Origin of the sequence: Nonomuraea rosea, assembly GCF_039539705.1 — a bacterium.
In the GTDB taxonomy this organism is placed as follows: Bacteria; Actinomycetota; Actinomycetes; order Streptosporangiales; family Streptosporangiaceae; genus Nonomuraea; species Nonomuraea rosea.
This window is the reverse complement of record NZ_BAABDQ010000034.1, coordinates 102,353-119,164: the sequence shown is the minus strand read 5'-3', so window position 1 is coordinate 119,164 and position 16,812 is coordinate 102,353. Positions and strand designations below refer to the sequence as shown.

Annotated in this window: 13 protein-coding genes and 2 pseudogenes; 9 read left to right on the top strand and 6 right to left on the bottom strand. The window is 69.2% G+C overall.

The features are described 5' to 3' along the window. Positions 1 to 7: 7 nt before the first annotated feature. The 4 genes and pseudogenes from ABEA43_RS49230 to ABEA43_RS68365 form a co-directional block, all read right to left on the bottom strand. Entirely contained in the window at positions 8 to 1,180 is a 1,173-nt protein-coding gene (locus ABEA43_RS49230) for a cytochrome P450 (protein ID WP_345573021.1), read from the bottom strand. A gap of 118 nt (positions 1,181 to 1,298) precedes the next feature. After that, complete coding sequence (locus ABEA43_RS49225) at positions 1,299 to 2,315, bottom strand: zinc-binding dehydrogenase (RefSeq protein ID WP_345573020.1); 1,017 nt, start codon at positions 2,313 to 2,315, stop codon at positions 1,299 to 1,301. After that, positions 2,312 to 2,989, bottom strand: a complete 678-nt coding sequence (locus tag ABEA43_RS49220; protein WP_425570548.1) for an MFS transporter — start codon at positions 2,987 to 2,989, stop codon at positions 2,312 to 2,314. Before ABEA43_RS49220 ends, ABEA43_RS49225 begins: the two co-directional genes overlap by 4 nt. A gap of 112 nt (positions 2,990 to 3,101) precedes the next feature. Then, a pseudogene (locus ABEA43_RS68365) lies at positions 3,102 to 3,257 on the bottom strand (MFS transporter); the annotation flags it as partial. Positions 3,258 to 3,570: 313 nt separating this feature from the next. On the opposite strand from ABEA43_RS68365, the pseudogene ABEA43_RS49215 reads away from it, so the two are divergent. Then, a pseudogene (locus ABEA43_RS49215) lies at positions 3,571 to 3,891 on the top strand (hypothetical protein); the annotation flags it as partial. A gap of 412 nt (positions 3,892 to 4,303) precedes the next feature. On the opposite strand, the gene ABEA43_RS49210 reads toward ABEA43_RS49215, so the two are convergent. Further along, positions 4,304 to 5,203 (bottom strand): helix-turn-helix domain-containing protein, encoded by a 900-nt coding sequence (locus ABEA43_RS49210; protein ID WP_345573018.1) that lies wholly within the window; start codon positions 5,201 to 5,203, stop codon positions 4,304 to 4,306. A 101-nt stretch (positions 5,204 to 5,304) separates the two neighbouring features. On the opposite strand from ABEA43_RS49210, the gene ABEA43_RS49205 reads away from it, so the two are divergent. From ABEA43_RS49205 to ABEA43_RS49175, 7 genes are all read left to right on the top strand, one after another. Further along, positions 5,305 to 5,853 carry a cyclophilin-like fold protein gene (locus ABEA43_RS49205; RefSeq protein ID WP_345573017.1) on the top strand — a complete coding sequence of 183 codons (549 nt, stop codon included), beginning with the start codon at positions 5,305 to 5,307 and terminating at the stop codon, positions 5,851 to 5,853. A 939-nt stretch (positions 5,854 to 6,792) separates the two neighbouring features. Next, the gene (locus tag ABEA43_RS49200; RefSeq protein ID WP_345573016.1) at positions 6,793 to 7,962 is read left to right on the top strand and encodes a cytochrome P450; all 1,170 of its coding nucleotides are present in this window, start codon (positions 6,793 to 6,795) and stop codon (positions 7,960 to 7,962) included. Between the two features lie 46 nt (positions 7,963 to 8,008). Continuing rightward, the gene (locus ABEA43_RS49195) at positions 8,009 to 8,647 is read left to right on the top strand and encodes a sulfotransferase family protein (RefSeq protein ID WP_345573015.1); all 639 of its coding nucleotides are present in this window, start codon (positions 8,009 to 8,011) and stop codon (positions 8,645 to 8,647) included. Between the two features lie 57 nt (positions 8,648 to 8,704). Further along, positions 8,705 to 9,469, top strand: coding sequence for a class I SAM-dependent methyltransferase (locus ABEA43_RS49190; RefSeq protein WP_345573014.1), 765 nt, complete (start codon positions 8,705 to 8,707; stop codon positions 9,467 to 9,469). 359 nt (positions 9,470 to 9,828) lie between these two features. Beyond that, positions 9,829 to 11,469: an FAD-dependent oxidoreductase gene (locus tag ABEA43_RS49185; RefSeq protein WP_345573013.1), complete on the top strand. Its 1,641-nt coding sequence runs from the start codon at positions 9,829 to 9,831 to the stop codon at positions 11,467 to 11,469. Between the two features lie 141 nt (positions 11,470 to 11,610). Further along, positions 11,611 to 13,008, top strand: coding sequence for an MFS transporter (locus tag ABEA43_RS49180; RefSeq protein WP_345573012.1), 1,398 nt, complete (start codon positions 11,611 to 11,613; stop codon positions 13,006 to 13,008). After that, a complete protein-coding gene (locus ABEA43_RS49175) occupies positions 13,005 to 13,835 on the top strand; it encodes a carbohydrate deacetylase (RefSeq protein WP_345573011.1) in 831 nt (276 codons plus the stop codon). The genes ABEA43_RS49180 and ABEA43_RS49175 overlap by 4 nt, the downstream gene beginning before the upstream one ends. Positions 13,836 to 14,375: 540 nt before the next feature. Here the strand turns inward: ABEA43_RS49175 and ABEA43_RS49170 are convergent. Then, complete coding sequence (locus ABEA43_RS49170; RefSeq protein WP_345573010.1) at positions 14,376 to 15,584, bottom strand: serine hydrolase domain-containing protein; 1,209 nt, start codon at positions 15,582 to 15,584, stop codon at positions 14,376 to 14,378. 244 nt (positions 15,585 to 15,828) lie between these two features. Between ABEA43_RS49170 and ABEA43_RS49165 the strand changes: the two genes are divergently transcribed. Next, positions 15,829 to 16,503: a helix-turn-helix domain-containing protein gene (locus tag ABEA43_RS49165; protein WP_345573009.1), complete on the top strand. Its 675-nt coding sequence runs from the start codon at positions 15,829 to 15,831 to the stop codon at positions 16,501 to 16,503. Positions 16,504 to 16,812 lie beyond the last annotated feature (309 nt).

Here is a 16,812-nt window from a genome sequence, read left to right as displayed (position 1 = left end):
ATGTCGATCACCAGGTAACGGGTAGCTCGGTCATACCGTAGACCGGGGTGTCGTCCTTGTACGGCAGTCTCTCGGCGGGTACCGCCAGACGCAGGCGCGGGATGCGTTCGAACAGCGTCCTGAACACGATCTCCAGTTCCAGCCGGGCCAGGTTCTGTCCGAGGCACTGGTGAACGCCGTTGCCGAAGGCGAGATGCCGCCGGTTGCCGCGGCGGAGGTCGAGCCGGTCAGGAGCGTCGAACATGGCAGGGTCCCAGTTGGCCGCGGCCAGCAGGGCGAAGACGCCGTCGCCGGAGCGAATGCGCGTGCCCTCGATCTCGACGTCCTCGACCGCCACCCGCGCCGGGAAGTAGTCGACGATGCTGAGATAGCGCAGCAACTCCTCGACCGCGCCGGGCAGCAACCCGGGGTCGGCGCGCAGCAGCGCGAGCTGGTCGGGGTTCTCCAGCAGCGCGACGGTCCCGAGCGTGATCATGTTCGCGGTGGTCTCGTGACCGGCAGTGAGCAGAAGCCGGCAGGTCATGAGCAGATCCTGCCGCGTCAGCTCGCCATCGGGTTCCAGGTGCCGGGCGATCAGGCGGCCGAGGAGGTCATCGGCGGGTTCGCGTAGCTTCCTGCCGATCAGCTCGTCCAGATAGCCGTGCAGGTCGCGCATCGCGCTCATGGCCTGCTCGGGCGAGCTCGACGCGGACACCAGCGTCCGCGTCGAGCTCTGGAAGAAGTCGTGGTCGGTGTAGGGCACGCCGAGCAACTGGCAGATCACCATGGACGGCACGGGCACTGCGAGGGTCTCGACGAGGTCCACGGGCGGGACCCCGGCGAGCAGATCATCGATGAACGCGTCCACGACGGACTGGATACCGGGGCGCATGGCCTCGATGCGCCTGACGGTGAACTCCGGGATGAGGGCCCTGCGGTAGCGGGAATGCTCGGGCGGGTCCATGCGGACGAACGACCGGTTTCCTCGCAGCGCGGGCAGCAACTCCGGTGTGGTCGAGGGGAATCCGGGGTGCGTGATGTCGGCGCTGAAGCACGGATCGGTCAGCACCCTGCGCACGCCTTCGTAGTGGGTCACCAGCCATGCGGTGGCGCCGCCGGTGAGCTCGGCCCAGCGCACAGGCGTTTCGGCTCGCAGCTGCGCGTATTGCGGTGGCGGGTTGAACGGGCATGCCCGTGGCATGGGAAAGGGGATTGTCACGTCGTCCACACGACACCTCTTCGTAGTCGGGGTACTTTCACTGACCCGCCGCCAGCGATGTCCGCGACGGGCGGCGGGGATGTGCTTCGAGTACGATCGGTTACTGCTCAGGGACGGATACCACGACCATCCCGGCGTACTCGCCGCGCAGCAGGGACAGCAGCGCGCCCGGTGCGGCCTGCAGTCCGGACACGACCGTCTGCGGCACCTCGATGAGCCCGTCGCGCAGCCACCCGCCGAAGTCCTCCAGCCACGGCCCCTGCAGATCGCGGTGGTCGGCCACGTGGAACCCGGCCAGGGTGAGCCGCTTGCCGATCATCTCGACCGGGTCCACCGCGACCGCCGCACTGGTGCCGCCGAGCTGGTCGCGCAGCGCGCCGCACAGGGCGAACCGGGCGCCGGGCCTGGCCAGTTCCACAGCGGCAGCGAGCTGCTCGCCGCCGACGTTGTCGAAGTACACGTCGATGCCGTCCGGGGCGGCCTCGCGCAACCTGTCCGCGACCGGAGTGTCGTGGTAGTCGAACGCCGCGTCGTAGCCGAGCCGGTCCGTCAGCAGGCCCAGCTTGGCCGCCGAGCCGGCGCTGCCGATCACCCGGCCGGCGCCCTTCAACCGCGCGATCTGGCCGGCCATCGTGCCCACCGCGCCGGCGGCGCCGGAGACGAACACGGTGTCGCCCGGGCGGATCGCGGCCACCCGGACCAGCCCGGTGTACGCGGTCAGCCCCTGGTTGAGGTGCAGGGCCGGATCGGGCAGCGTGTCGGCGGGCACCGGGCGAAAGCGCGCGGCGGACTCGACGACGTAGTCGCGCCAGCCGTAGTGGTGCATCACCAGATCGCCGGCGCGAAGGCCGGTCACGCCGGCGTCCCCGGCGTCCACCACCTCGCCCAGCGCCGAGCCGAACAGGGCGTGGCCGGGCCGGTAGGTGCCCAGCGGCATGCCGATGTCGGCGCCGGACATCAGCGTGCGCATGACGGCCGCGAGCGCGAAGCACCGGTTGCGAACCAGCACCTGGTCATCCCGCAGGGGCGGAAGAGGGGTCTCCACCAGGCGGAAATCCGAAAGGCTGGGCTCGCCTTCGGGGTGGCGGACGAGGTGGATCTCTGTGCTGATCATCATTGCTCCTTATGTGAGGTACGAGTGCCGCTGCCGGGCAGCAGGAGGGAGGCCAGGGCAGCGACGGCCGTGATACCCGTGGCGAACCAGAACGCGGTGCCGAAGTCGCCGGTCTGCGTGAGGATCACCGCCATCAGCGCGGCGCCGATGGTGCCGCCGACGCGGGAGAAGATCTGCAGCACGCTGCTGGCGTGCCCAGCGGCCGAGGCGGGCAGGGTGCGGTAACCGGCCGCCATGGCCGGCATCATGGCCGCGCCGAATCCCAGCCCGCGCACAACCAGCGCGAACGCCGCCGCCCAGGACGGCAGGCCGTCCGGCACCTGGGTCAGCACCAGCGTGCCGAGCGTGACCAGCACCATCCCCGTGACCACGACGCGGCGGGGGCCGATCTTGTCGGCGAGCGCGCCGGCGATCGGCATGGAGATGGCGGTGCCGATCCCCTGCGGAGCCACCAGCAGGCCCGCGGGCAGCCGCCGGACGCTGATCAGCACCGACGCCACGCCCACCGGCAGGTTGATGAGGAAGATCCAGCGCCACGGCAGGTGGTCCACGATGAGCCCACCGGCCAGCGGCCCGAGGATCGGCGCCAGCAGCGCCGGCACGCCGACCAGCGCCATCACCCGGCCCATCCGTTCCGCCCCGGCGGCCCTGGCCAGGATGGTCTGCGCGACCGGCATCAGCAGTGCCCCGGCCGCGCCCTGTACCACCCGGAAGGCCCGCGTCCCGGGAAGCCGCGCACAGGCCGGATCCGGCGGTGAACAGGCCCACGCCCAGCACGAACAGCCGCTTGGCGCCGAACCGGTCCGTCAGCCACCCGGTGGCCGGGATCACCACGGCCAGGGCCAGCATGTAGCCGCTGACCACCCACTGGGCCGTGGCAAGGCCGGCCCCGAGGTCGCGGCCGAGGGTGTCCAGCGCCACGTTGACGATGGTCGTGTCGAGCATGCTCATCACGATGCCGAGCACCAATACCAGGCCCAGCTTCAGCAGATCCGGGTCGATACGCGCTTGCCGCGTTGTCGGTGGAGGGGACATGCCGCAGAAACTAGGCCAGTACCTGAGGCAGATGTGTAACACTTAACGAGTAAGCCCTGCGACTCCCACCGCCCGTCACCGCCCCCGGCCTCCCGGCGTATGCACCAGGCCGTCTTCGCCCTGGTCAAGCGCGGCCAGCAGGAAGGGTTGCTGCGCTCCGACCTGCCGCCCGAGCTGCTGCCGCAGGCCATCACCGGCACCCTGCACGTCGTCACCCGGTTCGCCCGCACCCTGCACACCGACCCCGCCGCCATCGGACCCCAGGTCGCCGACCTACTCCTCCTGCGGCAATCGCGCCTACCCGCACAAACGCCACATCAAGGTCGCCAACCGGAAGAAGAAGGGTGGCAGGGGCGGCCGGCCGGTCAGCCACGACGCAGGCGTCTACAAGGGCCGCAACACCGTCGAGCGTCTGATCAACAGGCTGAAGGCCTGGCGGGGCATCGCCACCCGCTACGACAAGACCCCTGAGAGCTACCTCGCCGGCCTCCACCTTCGTGGCGCGATGATGTGGATCAAAGACCTCACACGACCCACCCCTTGATCACAACCCAATACGCGCCCTAGGTCCTTGCCCGGCAGCGCCCGAGTAGGCCGTCATCGACCGTGTCTTCGAGCAGTAGCACCCTCGGGTGACGGCACTTTCTCGTCGTCAATCCTGCTGCATGACATCGGGATCTTCGGATCAAGGGCTCGGCCAGGTGGGGCCCAAAGTCGTTCGTCGTCCCCGCTCAAGATCGCCTACTGGGGCCGGAAGGCCGACCGCAGTTCCGGGGCCAGGGCGACGGCCTTGTCGAGTTCGGGGCGCGTGGCGGCGCGGGTGGAGATCTTCTCGGAGAAGATCCGGGTGACGTCGGCGGCTTTGGCGCGTCGAGCTGGGTGTCCAGGGATTGGCGGAGGGTGGAGGTGGGGGCGTAGCCGGTCCTTTGGACTCGGCGCTGGTCGCAGGAGCTGTGTCAGGTGTGCTCGACGGGCGGGCGGCCTGTGTCCTGGAACCGGTCGGTGTGCTCGTGAGTGGCGGCCCAGGAGGTGAGCAGGCGGAGCGCATCTTCAGACGGGGAGCCGGGTTCGGCGGTATAGATCGTCATGGACAGGTCGGGCTCGGCGCGCAGGTCCATGCTCTCGTAGGCGAGGGTGAGGGCGCCGACGATGTGGTGGTGGAAGTGCTTGACGCCGGTGCCGTGGGTGCGGACGTTGTGTGCTCCCCACCGGTGGCGGAAGTCATCGCTGCGGGTGGACAGCTCCCCGACCAGGTCGTGCAGGCCCTTGTCACGCGGGTCTTTGCCCGCGGCGGTGCGCAGGTTCGCCACGCACATGTCGGCGGCCAGATCCCAGTCGGGGAAGAAGCGATGGGCCGCACTGTCGAGGAAGGTGAAGCGTGCGAAGTTCGGCGGCTCGGTCGGATCGACGTAGAGGTCGCAGTACATGGCCCGGCCCAGGTGGTTGGCGGCCAGCAGGTCCGACCGGTTGTTGCCGATGATCGCCGGGGCGGTGGTGATGGTGTCGAGCATCCATTGCAGGCTGGGCCGTGCGGTCGGCTGCTTGGGGCGGCGCCGGCGCAGGATGGCGTTGCTGCCGTCGGCCTCGTGTGCGAGGCGGAGCAGGTGGGCGCGTTCGGCGTCGTCCAGGTGCAGGGCGCGGGCGATCGCGTCGAGGACGGCAACCGAGGCTCCGGCCAGGTGGCCGCGTTCGAGCTTGGCGTAGTACTCCACGCTCATCTCGGCCAGGGCGGCGACCTCGCTGCGCCGTAGTCCGGGGACGCGGCGCTGCCCGGCGACGGGCAGGCCGGCCTGCCCAGGGGTGATCTTGGCGCGCCGTGAGGTGAGGAATGCGCGCACTTCGGACCGGTTGTCCACGCCACGACGGTACGCCAAGCTCTGGGCACGTGGGATGCACTGGTGGTACACCCATCAGGAGTGACTTCCGCACCCCTGTCGGCCCGGATGTGCTGGATGCCATGACCGAGGTTGTGATCGCATCCAACACCGCTTGGACCCGCCGCCTGGCCGCCTGCCTGCTGACCGCCTCGCTGGCCGGCCTCCTGACTGAGTGCTCACTCTCAGTAGACCCGCATGACACCGGGCCCGTGCTGCCGGTGTCATCGCCGGGCCCGGCGAGCGCCGTATCGGGGATGCCGGTGGTGCTGCGGTTCGGCGACCAGGCCGTCGCCGCGACGTTGACCGACACGCCGCCGTCGCGGCAGTTCACCGCGATGCTGCCCTTGACCGTGCACATGACGGACGCGTGGGGACAGGCGAAGGCGGGCCGGTTGCCGCGCCTGCTCACCGCCGAGGGCGGCACGACGGTTCATGATCCTTCCGCGGGTGGCATCTATTTCTGGCCCGTGAGCGGGGTGATCGCTGTCTACTACGACGACCTCGGCCAGTCGGTGCCCGATCCGGGCCTGGTCCATCTCGGTGTCGTCGAGGCGGGCCTGGACAGGCTCTCTGACGCGGGCAGCCGTCTCGCGGTCCGGATCGAGTCGGCCGCCGCGTCGCGCCGGTGATCGTTTCCTGGTCGTGTCTTCGAGCGAGTGAGTACGCTCCGGCCTGGGCCTTCACGTGGCGGAAGGCCCAGCGGGTGGAGGCGCAAGGTGCGGTTGGCTGAGATGTTTCGGGCGGTGCCGGCTTCGCGCACGGTCGTTCGCGTGCGAAGGCTGGATCTGACGTTCGTGGCGGCCGCCGGCCTGATTCTGCTGGCGGGCTTGATCTGGTTGCTCGGCCCGGGGGCAGGCTGGGTTCTGGAGCACGTCGACGGAGTGACGGGGTTATCAGGCAAGAAGCGAGCCGAGGCGCTGGACGCGATCAGGGGCAGAGGGCCGGCGATTTCAACGGGATTGGTGGCTCTCGTGCGCCTGATGGTCACGGGGTCGAGCGCGAGCGTCTGCGCGGCGACGTCGTCGCGCCGCTCCACGGATTCCCGCCCTCGTCGAGGATCAGCCCGGTCGCGACGGTGCTCAAAGGACCGGCTCATCGACCTGGCAATGGGAGCGCGGCCTGCGGGCCTTGGTACGACTCTGCGGTTCTTCGGGCATGATCCTGCCCCTCCCGTCGCTCACCTCCGGCACCTGTCACCCCGGCCGCGTACGGTGGCGTGGCCCGATTACAACCCACCCATCCGCTCCTTGCAAGGGGAGCGGCCGCACCCTGTGGAGAACCGCAGTAAAAGCGCATACGGGCGGCGCCAGGACCGGATGCCGTGCTGACCATGGGCACTGGGTCACTCACTGAGAGAATTCATCTACTATCGCGACTTGACACGCTTAAGCCGAACGAGTAAAGGTGAATGATCGGCTTCGGTCGAGTTTCGCAACGACCGGACGAGGGTTGTGTTCCGTCCTAAACTGAGGCAAGATCTCTGCTAAGAGCTTCAATCTGGTTGGGCTAATCCTAGTGTTGGTCGTCTGGTCTCTTGGTCAGGTTATATACCTGTTAGAGGAGCCCCTTTGCCGGATACGGTGCACCGCGACCCTATTATCGCCCTCTCCTCTCCCGAGCTTCTTCTCGATCCTTATCCCGCTTACGAAAAACTCCGCCAGGAACGGCCCGTCTTCTTCTATGACCGCCTTAACTCGTGGATTTTCAGCCGGTACGACGACTGCATTGCCGTACTGAAGGACAGCGCGAAATTCGCCGCCGACTGGCGTCGTGTCGGTGAGAGGATGCCGCCGCGGGCGATCAATATGCTGACGCTGGACCCGCCTGAGCACACCGTGGTGCGCCGGCTGTTCATGGATGCACTGCGCGCCCGGGGCCACACGGACATCGAGCGGGTGATCGGGGACCACACGGCAGAGCTGCTGACGGCCTTGGAACGCCGGCCATCGTTCGAGTTCCTCACGGAGTTCGCGGAGCCGCTGGCGCTGTCGACGACCGCCGCGTATCTGGGTGTGCCCGCACCCGACGCGGCCTGGGCCAGCCGGGTCGCCCGTGCCATCGTCGCCGGAATGGACGCCGGGCTGTGGCCCGAGCGGGCGAAACCGGTGCTGGCGGCCCAGGAGGAGCTGGCCGGCCTGGTCGATGACTGGCTTGCCCATCCGCCGCCCTCCGGCGTCGTCGCCAGCATCGCGAAACGGGCCGCCGGCAGCGGCGTGGCTCCGGCGATCATCGCCAACACGGTGCGGGGACTGCTGTTCAGCGGCTACAGCTCGGGGAGCAAACTCCTCGGATTGGTGGCGGTCGCCCTGCTCCATCAGCGGGCCGCCGAGCTCGAGCGGTTCCGTGCGGCCGACACCGCACTGGCCGTGGATGAGATGGTGCGGTACGCCTCGCCGATTCAGGCGGTCGCCCGCGCGTGCGTGCACGACACCGAACTGGGGGGCACCACAGTGCGTGCCGGGCAGGCGGTGACGCTGCTGCTGGGCGCGGCGAACCGGGACCCGGCCCGGTTTCCCGACCCGGACACGGCACGGCTGGACCGGCATCCCAACCCACATCTCGGCTTCGGCCGGGGGCCCAAGTCCTGTCTCGGATCCCCGTTCACAGCGATCTTCACCCGGGTGGTGCTCCGCGTACTCGCCGAGCGGTATCCCGGCATCAGGGCGGTCAGCGCGCCGACGTACTTGCCCAACCTGACGGCGCGAAGCATCGATCGCTTCGAGGTGGCCCTTCGCTGAAGGGCGTCGCGCCGGACCCCGAAGTAAAGCCCAAAGGAGGTTCAGTTTGCTGAAGGTCGTCGGAGCCTCGTTCGGGCGTACCGGGACTTCTTCGGTCCGATTGGCGTTGGAGACCCTTGGGTTCGGTCCCTGTCATTACATGAAAGAGCTTTTCACCGACCCGGCCCATGCCGAGGAATGGCTACGGGTCGTCGACGGCGGCAGACCCGACTGGGAACGGTTACTCGGTGATTTCACATCGACGATCGCCTGGCCGGCCGCGTTCTTCTGGCGAGAGCTCGCCGCGGCCTACCCGGAGGCCAAGGTCCTGCTGATCGTGCGGGATCCGGATTCGTGGTATGCCAGCATGAGCCGCACTCTGTATCGCACCCGCCCGGTGGGCACCGGGACGGAGCCGAGCCTTGGTGTACGGGACCGGGTCATTGAGCGAATCGTCTGGCAAGGAACATTCTCCGGGCGATTCGCGGATCGAGAACACGCCATCGGCGTTTACCGTGCCCAGCTGGACGAGGTTCGCGATGCCGTACCGTCCGGGCGGCTCATCGAATTCACGCCATCGAGTGGTTGGAAGCCGCTCTGCGCGGCGCTGGGGGCCGACGTGCCGGACGCGCCCTTTCCCGTGGCCAATACCACCGACGAGTATGTGCGCCGAGCCGAGCAGGCAGGAGTTATCGCGCCACGGTGAGAAAGCGCTGTATGTGGACCGGTGGCCCCTACAGGAGAGGACAGGGAAGTGGCGACCATGCCGCGCCTTACCGTTTCATCCGCCACTGACCCGTATGGGTCGTCGGCGGCCTACTGGGACCGTCTGCACATCGGGCCGAACTCGGCGACGTTGGTCTCCTTCTTCGCCGATCTGGCGCCGGTGGGCGGGCACGCGTTGGAGATCGGCCCCGGCACCGGCCGGATGACCCTGGCGGTGGCCAGGCGCATGGCCGGCCTGCACTGTCTGGAGCCCTCTTCCGCAATGCGTGCGGTGCTCCTGACCAAGCTGGCTGGGGAGCCCGGCATGCGGGATCGGGTGACCGTCATCGACGGCACCGCACCGGACTTCCGTTTCGACCGGCGCTTCGACTACATCTACCTGGCCGCCGTGTTCGAGGACGTGCCGCCCGAGGCACGCCGGCCGCTCTTCGCCGGCTTGGCCGAGCACCTCGCGCCGGGCGGTGTGCTGGCCATGGACATGGTGCACGACGAGGCCGTCCCTGACCATCCCGAGCGTGAGGTGCGCAGCGCGCGTCAGGGGGAGTGCCACTACATCCTGTCGTCGGCCGTCTGGCCGCTCGGCCCCGACCTGGCCGGAGTGCGGCGCGTCTACCGGACGTACTACCACGACACGCTGGTGGCCACCGAGACCGTGGAGTGCGAGTACCACCTCCATCGGCCCGCCGACGTGCTCGCCGACCTGCGCGCGGCCGGCCTGACCGCCGTGGGCGGCTCGGCCGTGACCGACGAGGTGACTCCTCTCGACGACAAGGGAACGCTCATCGCCCGGCACGAAAACTGATCACTTGGAGCTCGAGGTCTCCGCAGGACGGCCGCGACCTTCCCGCCAGGTCGCCGGGCCCCGCTCCGGCCTCGAAACCCATCCATCGGACCGCGGACGGTTCACGGCCCGATGGACACGGCAGCGAGTCAAGGAGGTGCGCCATGCGTTATTGGTACTGAGCGAGTTCCCGTCGTGGCCTGACCCGTTGAGGTCAGGCCACGGCCTGGCATCCAGCCAGGTGTGGCCTGGGAGGGGTACCGACGCCGGAAGCGACAAGGAGCACAGGAGATGACCGTTGACGCCGCGGAGGCGATGCGGGACGCGCGGCCGGGCCCGACGTGGGGCGGCGGCCGGACGAGCCGGGCGAGGCCGGCTTGATGTCCGGGTCGCACGACACCGAGGTTCTGGTCGTCGGAGGTGGTTTGACCGGGTTGTCCTGCGCGATGTTCCTGGCCCATCACGGCGTGCGGTGCACCCTCGTGGAACGCCACCCCGACCTGCTGAGTCATCCCCGGCAACGCAGTCTGGTGCCTCGTCTCATGGAGATCTACCGGCAGGTCGGACTGGAATCCCAGATCCAGGAGAATCGGGTAGATTTCGCTGGTTCGGCTGAGTATGTAGCGATCCGCGCGGAAACGTTGGCCAGTGCTCGATACCTGCCTGTGGACCAACAGGATGACGCCGTACGCGGCCCCGCGTTCAGCCCGTGCACCGGCACGCCCATCGATCAGAACCGGGTGGAGGCCCTCCTGCGGACGCGTGCGGGCGAACTGGGCGCATGCATCCGGTTCGGCACCGAGTTGCTGGAAGTCACCCAGCATGATGACGGTGCGGTGCATGCGCGACTGCGCGATCTCGACGACACCGAGCATCGGCTTCGGGCCCGGTACCTGGTCGCGGCCGATGGCGCGCGCAGCTCGATCCGGCGCGGGCTCGGCATAGCGATGGAAGGGCCCGTCGACTTCTTCCGGCTGTTGACGCTGATGGTCGACGCCGATCTCCGGCCCGCGCTGGCCGGCCGTACCGTGCACATGGCCTTCCTCGAACAACCCCGGCCGAGGACGTTCCTGATGGCGCTTGACCGGACCGGTCAGCGGTGGGTCTTCGGCACCACAGACGATCCGGAAGGCGCCGAGCCGGATGAGAACGAATGCGTCGACCTGGTTCGTACAGCGGTCGGCCTGCCGACGGCCCCGGTGCGGCTTCGGCCGCAGATACCCGGCACCGCCAAGACCGTCCTGCGGTTCGAGGTCGGCGCGGCCGTGGCGGCCGCCTACCGTCAGGGCCGGGTGTTCCTGATCGGCGATGCGGCGCATCTGATGCCTCCGACCGGGGGATTCGGCGGCGTGGTGGGCGTGGAGGACGCGCACAACCTGGCCTGGAAGCTGGCCGCCGTCGTGCACGGGCACGCCGGTGAGAGGCTGCTCGACACCTACCAGGACGAGCGCCGCCCGGTCGCGCAATTCGCCTTGCGGCAGGCGGTCGCACGCTACCGGGCTCGGTTCGCCACCGGGACGGGGGAGGACGGACTGGCTCAGCTGCCCACGACCGACGAGCAGCTGGTGGGCCGCTCGACCGTGATGATGGGACACCGGTATCGATCGACCGCGACGATCGGCGGCGGGACCGATTCGACGGCGCCGGCAGAGGTGGCCGGCCTGCGCGGAGAGCCCGGCACCAGGGCTCCCCACCTGGCCCTGGCCGGCGAGCGGTCGATGATCGACCTGTACGGCGGGGGCTTCGTCCTGCTGGCCGGGCCGGACGGCCAGGACTGGGTGACGGCGGCCGGCAAGATGCCGATACCGCTGACCACCCGGCAGTTCGGGATCGACCTCATCACGGCCGGCACGGGCGACACGGGCGATGCAGTCGCCAGGCACGGCATCGGAGCCGGTGGTGCGGTGCTGGTGCGACCGGACGGGTTCGTCGCCTGGCGAAGCACCGGACCGGCATCGGACCCGGCCGCGGAACTGCTCGCCGCGTTCACCGCCGTACTGTCCGCGAAACCACCGAAGTGACGCACCGGGACCGAACCGGCAGTTGACGTCCGGCGCGGCACGACTCCTCTTCACCCGCTGTTCTCCTTCGGATGTGAAGGTAACGTCGCGCACAGCATCGGCGTCGGCATCGGCATCGGCATCGGCAAGGAAGGTGATCGCGTGTCCCAGCCCGGTACGGCCTCGGCCCCGGAGCGCACTCCCGCGTGGCGCTACGCCGTCGGGATGTTCGGCACGTCCATCCCGATCAACATGATCAAGGGATCGATGATCCTCTTCTACGTCGACATCCTGGGGCTCGACGTTCGCGCCTACGGCGTGGTCATGGTGATCTACGCGGTCATCGACGCGCTCGACAACCCGCTGCTCGGCCACCTCTCCGACCGCACCAGAACCCGGTTCGGGCGCCGCCGGCCATGGCTGCTCGTCGGCGCGCCGATGCTCGCGGCCTGCATGATCGCATTCTTCTCCGCGCCGACCTCTCTGCAGGGCGTGGGCCTCGTGCTCTGGTTCGCGGTATTCGCGATCCTGTGCGAGGCGTTCGACTCGATGCTCAACGCGAACTACGGCGCGTTGCTCCCTGAGCTGTACCCGCAGGAGCGCGACCGCGCCGTCGCCAACGGTCTGCGCCAGGGCTTCCAGCTCGTGGCGCTCGTGATCTCGCTCGCGGTCACCCCGTTGCTCACGACGCAGGTGTTCGGCACCGAGGATTCCACCCAAGGCTTCCAGACCACGGCGATCATCTATGGCGCGGTCGCGCTCGTCGTGATCGTGTTCATGGCGCTCGGCGCGCGCGAGAGACCCCGCTATTCCACGCGCGAGCGGCCGCAGCTGCTGCCCAGCGTGTGGTCGATCGTGCGCAACCCGGTGTTCTGGACGGTCGGGCTCACCGGCGCCTGTTACGGGATAGCCATGGCGCTCGTGCTCTCGGGCATCCAGCTGTACGTCCGCTACTCGCTCGGGCTCCCGGTCGGGAACTCGCTCTACCTCCAGGGCATCGTCATCCTCGTCTCGGCGGGCGGCCTCGTGGTGTGGACGCGCGTCGTCACCCGCCGCGGCGCCCTGTGGACCTGGCGGTTCGCCTTCGCGATCCTCGCGGTCAGCTTCGCCGCCTTGTTCTTCGCCACCGACCTCGTCACCGCGATCGCCGCAGGGGTGTTCGTCGGGGCCGGGTGGTCGGGAATGCTCGCGACGAACGACCTCATCGTCGCGCGTGTGCTGGACGCCGACGCGGCGCGCAACGGAGAGCACCGCGAAGGGCTCTTCCTGTCCGCGTTCGGTTTCTTCGCCCGGCTCAACGGGATCGTGACCGGGCTCGCGCTCACCTCGCTGGGCGTGTTCTTCGGCTACAACTCGGGCGCCGACCCTGGCGCCGACCCCGGGCTCGCGTTCCGGGTGTACTTATGCGTGTACCCGTTCGTGCTGACGACGATCGGCGCGGTCGCGGCGCGTCTCGTCTCGGTCCCGATCGAGACGCCGCCTGAGGCGGCCGAGCCGGTCGGGCCGGTCGGGCCACCCCCCGGTCCCGTGGACGAGTCCGCCGCGGAGCGCCCCCGATGACCCGCCGCGTCGTGATCACAGCCGACGATCTCGGCCGGGAACCCGGGACGACGGAGGTCATCGTCGCCCTGCTCGCCGAGGGACATGTCACCGCGACGACGCTCATCTGCGTCTCGCCGGCCGCGGAGCACGCCGCGAGCCAGGTCTGGAAGCTCGGCGTCGTGCCGCGACTGCACGTGACGCTCACGAGCGAGCGCGGGCTCCCGCGCTGGCGGCCCCTCAACGGCGCGGCGAGCCTCGTCGATCCGGACGGCACACTCAGTGACGATCCGCTGGCTCTCGGAGCCCGCGGCGAGGCCCAGGACGTCATACGGGAGGCGGACGCGCAGCTGCACTGGATGCGCGACCGGGGCCCCGTGCCCGAGGCGGCCGACTCCCACGCCGGCACCCTCTACGGCCTGCACGGCCGATCGTGGCTCGCCGAGGCGCTCCAGTGGTGCGCGCGCCACGGCCTCGCCTTCCGGCTGCCCCGTGACCCGGAGCCGTACTTCGGTGGGCCGCTCCCGCCGCAGCTCGCGGCAGCACACGAGCGTGCCGTCGCCGTCGCCGACGCACTCGGCGTGTCCATCCCGCAGACGATCGCGACCAACCGGCGCACGGCACACGAGCTCGGTGCCTACGAGCGACTCCGGGACGACTACCTCCGCCGGCTCGCGGCCCTCCCCGAGGGCACGAGCGAGTTGTTCCTGCACCCGTCCCGCGAGGACGCGGTCACGGGACCGGACGGCATCGTGCGGACCTGGGAGGCGCGGCTGCTGCGTGACCCGGCCTGGCACGACGCCCTCGAGAGCGAGGGCGTCGAGGTCGTCGGAGACTGGTGGACCTGACCCATGACGGCCAGCACGGCCCGGAGGCTAGCGCGGTACCCGCGGCCGCGCAACCCCGGAGACAGGGCATGTGGTCCCCCTACAACACCTTCAAGGGCGGCTTCGCGGACGGCATGAGCAAACTGGCCGGCCCCTTCCGCTGATTCCTTATAGAAGTTGAGATGTCAGGGCCGTCACCAGAAGAGGCCGTGATGCTTGTTCAGGTCTCGGTGACGGTCTTGGCGTCGGTCATGTCCGCCCGCGTGTTGATCTCGGGATGACGTGGGGGAGTGACTCGCGCAGGCGGCAGCCGAGGGGGGTCCGCCGGCGGAGCGCCTCCCGGAAACCCGAACTTCGTGCGCCGCAACAGCCGCGGCCCGAAGTTCGGGTTTGGTCGTGACCGCCGAGGCCGTCACCGCCCCGAGATCGGGCCACGATTGCAGAGCCGATCCTGCTCCCAAGGTCAGGAGTACAGGCGTACCTGCTCCGACTCCCGGCTGCTGTTGGCGCACGTCGGAGCAGTCACCGGCATCGCGCCGACGGCCCCTGCCGCCGGCTTGGTCAGCTTGCGGTCTGCCCGCCGCAGAACGCCGCCTTGACGAGCCCGTCCAGCAGCTTCGGGTACTTGGCGAGGTCGAATGCGGCGTCGCCGGCGGTCAGCGAGGCGGTCAGGGTCGTGCTGCCGTCGGGCGAGCTGTACATCAGCGCCGCGTAGCCCCCCGGCGGGTTGCCGTTGTGGTTGAGCACGGTGCCGCAGGCCGGGCCCAGGTCCTGCACGAACATCCCGAGACCGTAGCGGCCGTAGAGGGGGTCGCTCTTCGGGTGCGGGGTGCGCATCTCGGCCAGCAGCTTGGCCGGCAGGAGCTTGCCGGCGTTCAGCGCGGAGAAGAACGTGTGGAGATCGTGGGTGGTCGAGAGCATGTCGCCGGCGCCGGCCACCAGGGAGAGGTTCTGGCGGGAGACGTCGGCCACCTTCCACTGGCCGGCGTCCTGGTAGCGGAAGTAGCCGTGGGCGTACGGCGCGGGCAACTGCGTCCGGTTGCCCGGCACCACGGTGCCCTTCAGCCCGAGCGGCCCCACGATCCGCCGCTTCAGCTCCGCGTCGAACGAATGACCGGTGACCTTCTCGATCAGCAGCCTGGCCAGCGTGTAGTTGGTGTTGGAGTAGCTCCAGTCCGTCCCCGGCGCGAACTTCGCCGGCTTGGACAACGCGAACCGCACCAGCTCCTCCGGCCGGTAGGAGTGGAACCGGTTGTCCAGCCACTCCTTGCCCGTCGCGGGAAGCCCCGGTACCCAGGTCCCGTCGGGGTCGAGGTCGCCGGTGTAGTTGAACAGACCGCTGGTGTGCTGCAGCAGCATCCGCACCGTGATCCGCCGGTCCAGCCCGAGCTTGGGCAGGTAGCGGGCCACCGGGGCGTCCAGCCCGATCTTGCCCTTGGCCACCAGCTGCAGCACCACGGTCGCGTGGAAGGTCTTGGTGACGCTGCCCACCCAGAAGTGCCCGTTCGTCGGCGGCTTCGCGCTCGTGCCCAGCTTGCGCACCCCGGCGCTGCCGGCCCACTCGCCCCGCTCGTCGTGCACGCGCAGCTGCACCCCGAGGAAACCGGCGTCGACGAACGCCTGGATGGCCTTCTGCAGTTCCGGGCGATCCTGCCCAGCTGCGGCCTTCGGCACGGCCGCGCCGCTGTCCGCGGGGGCCGCACCCGCCGTGGCCGCCGCGGGTGCGGTCGTCCCGGCCAGCAACGCGGCCGCCAGCGCTGTGACTGCCACCGGCCGGTGCATCCTCGGCGCCCGGCCTCTGTTGTTCTTGACCCTGTGGGGGGATGCGCTCATGGTTGGTCTCATCTCGCGATAGTACGTGTTTGGTGCAACTCGAAAGCTACGTTGCATTCGGAATAGCGTCAATCTCCAGAAAGGCGTTACCGCAGGTAAACGCCCATAAATTGGCGCAATGACGCTGCACCCGAAAGCAACATCCTGTTGCAATGATTGGCGCCTAAGGCAACATTGACGCATGCCTCGACGACGATTGAGCCAGCAGGACCGTCAGCGCATCGCGGCCGGACTCACCGCCGGACTCTCCTACCGCGAGATCGCCAGGCGACTCGACCGGCCGACCTCAACGATCACCCGGGAGATCACCCGCAACGGCGGCCCCACCTGCTATCGGCCCCAGCAGGCACACCAGGCGACCATCCAGCGGGCCCGCCGTGGCACGCCGGCACCCCCGAACGCAGCCACACCGCCCATCGCCACGATGGAACAGGAGATCATCGAGATAGCGGTCAAAGCCGGGATGCCGCGGACAGCCGCACGCGTGCACCACGACCTGGCACTGGCCGAGGACGGCAGGCGCACCGCGACCGAGCTGGCCCGCCGGCTGAACGTCAGCCCGGCCTCGGTCTCCGTGGCGGTGAACTTCCTGGTCCAGCAGGGATACGCCCGTCGCGAGCGCGATCCGCGGCGCCGGCGCGACATCTACGTGATCGACGACGGCGCCTGGTACCACGCCGTCGTGATCAGCAGGCAGCAGACCCTTGAGACGGTACGGGCCACGATGGCGGTGGCCGAGACCTACGGGCTCGACGGCCCCGTCGGGCAACGGCTGGCCAAGACGGCGGCGTTCCTGGAACGCGTCAGCCTGGACATCATCGAGTCCGCCGACCGCTGGCGCCACCTCCTGACGTGACAGAACTCCAGCCACCCGAGCAGGCTCGCCGGGCGCGTCCTTCAGCGCCGACCCCGCAAGGGCACCGTCGACGGTGACGCGAAAATAGTTCGCGCCCCGACTCGCCCGCTTATCACGTACATGGCATGCCGCGCAGGAGCGAGCTATAGGGCGTCCCTTCCTGGGCCTCGCCGAAAGCCGCGAGTGATCATGACCGGTGCCCGGCGTTGGCGGTTGGCCTCGTTCTGCTGCCACTGCTGCATGACCTGTCCGAGGCTCGCGTTCACCAGGAGCAGGAACTCCACGGCGACGCTGAAGCGGGCGCCGGCC

Excerpts from the sequence above, each read along its gene's own strand:
- ABEA43_RS49230 (WP_345573021.1), bottom strand. The coding sequence starts at position 1,180 with ATGCCACGGGCATGCCCGTTCAACCCGCCACCGCAATACGCGCAGCTG.
- ABEA43_RS49225 (WP_345573020.1), bottom strand. The coding sequence starts at position 2,315 with ATGATGATCAGCACAGAGATCCACCTCGTCCGCCACCCCGAAGGCGAG.
- ABEA43_RS49220 (WP_425570548.1), bottom strand. The coding sequence starts at position 2,989 with ATGCCGGTCGCGCAGACCATCCTGGCCAGGGCCGCCGGGGCGGAACGG.
- ABEA43_RS49205 (WP_345573017.1), top strand. The coding sequence starts at position 5,305 with ATGACCGAGGTTGTGATCGCATCCAACACCGCTTGGACCCGCCGCCTG.
- ABEA43_RS49190 (WP_345573014.1), top strand. The coding sequence starts at position 8,705 with ATGCCGCGCCTTACCGTTTCATCCGCCACTGACCCGTATGGGTCGTCG.
- ABEA43_RS49185 (WP_345573013.1), top strand. The coding sequence starts at position 9,829 with ATGTCCGGGTCGCACGACACCGAGGTTCTGGTCGTCGGAGGTGGTTTG.
- ABEA43_RS49175 (WP_345573011.1), top strand. The coding sequence starts at position 13,005 with ATGACCCGCCGCGTCGTGATCACAGCCGACGATCTCGGCCGGGAACCC.
- ABEA43_RS49165 (WP_345573009.1), top strand. The coding sequence starts at position 15,829 with ATGCCTCGACGACGATTGAGCCAGCAGGACCGTCAGCGCATCGCGGCC.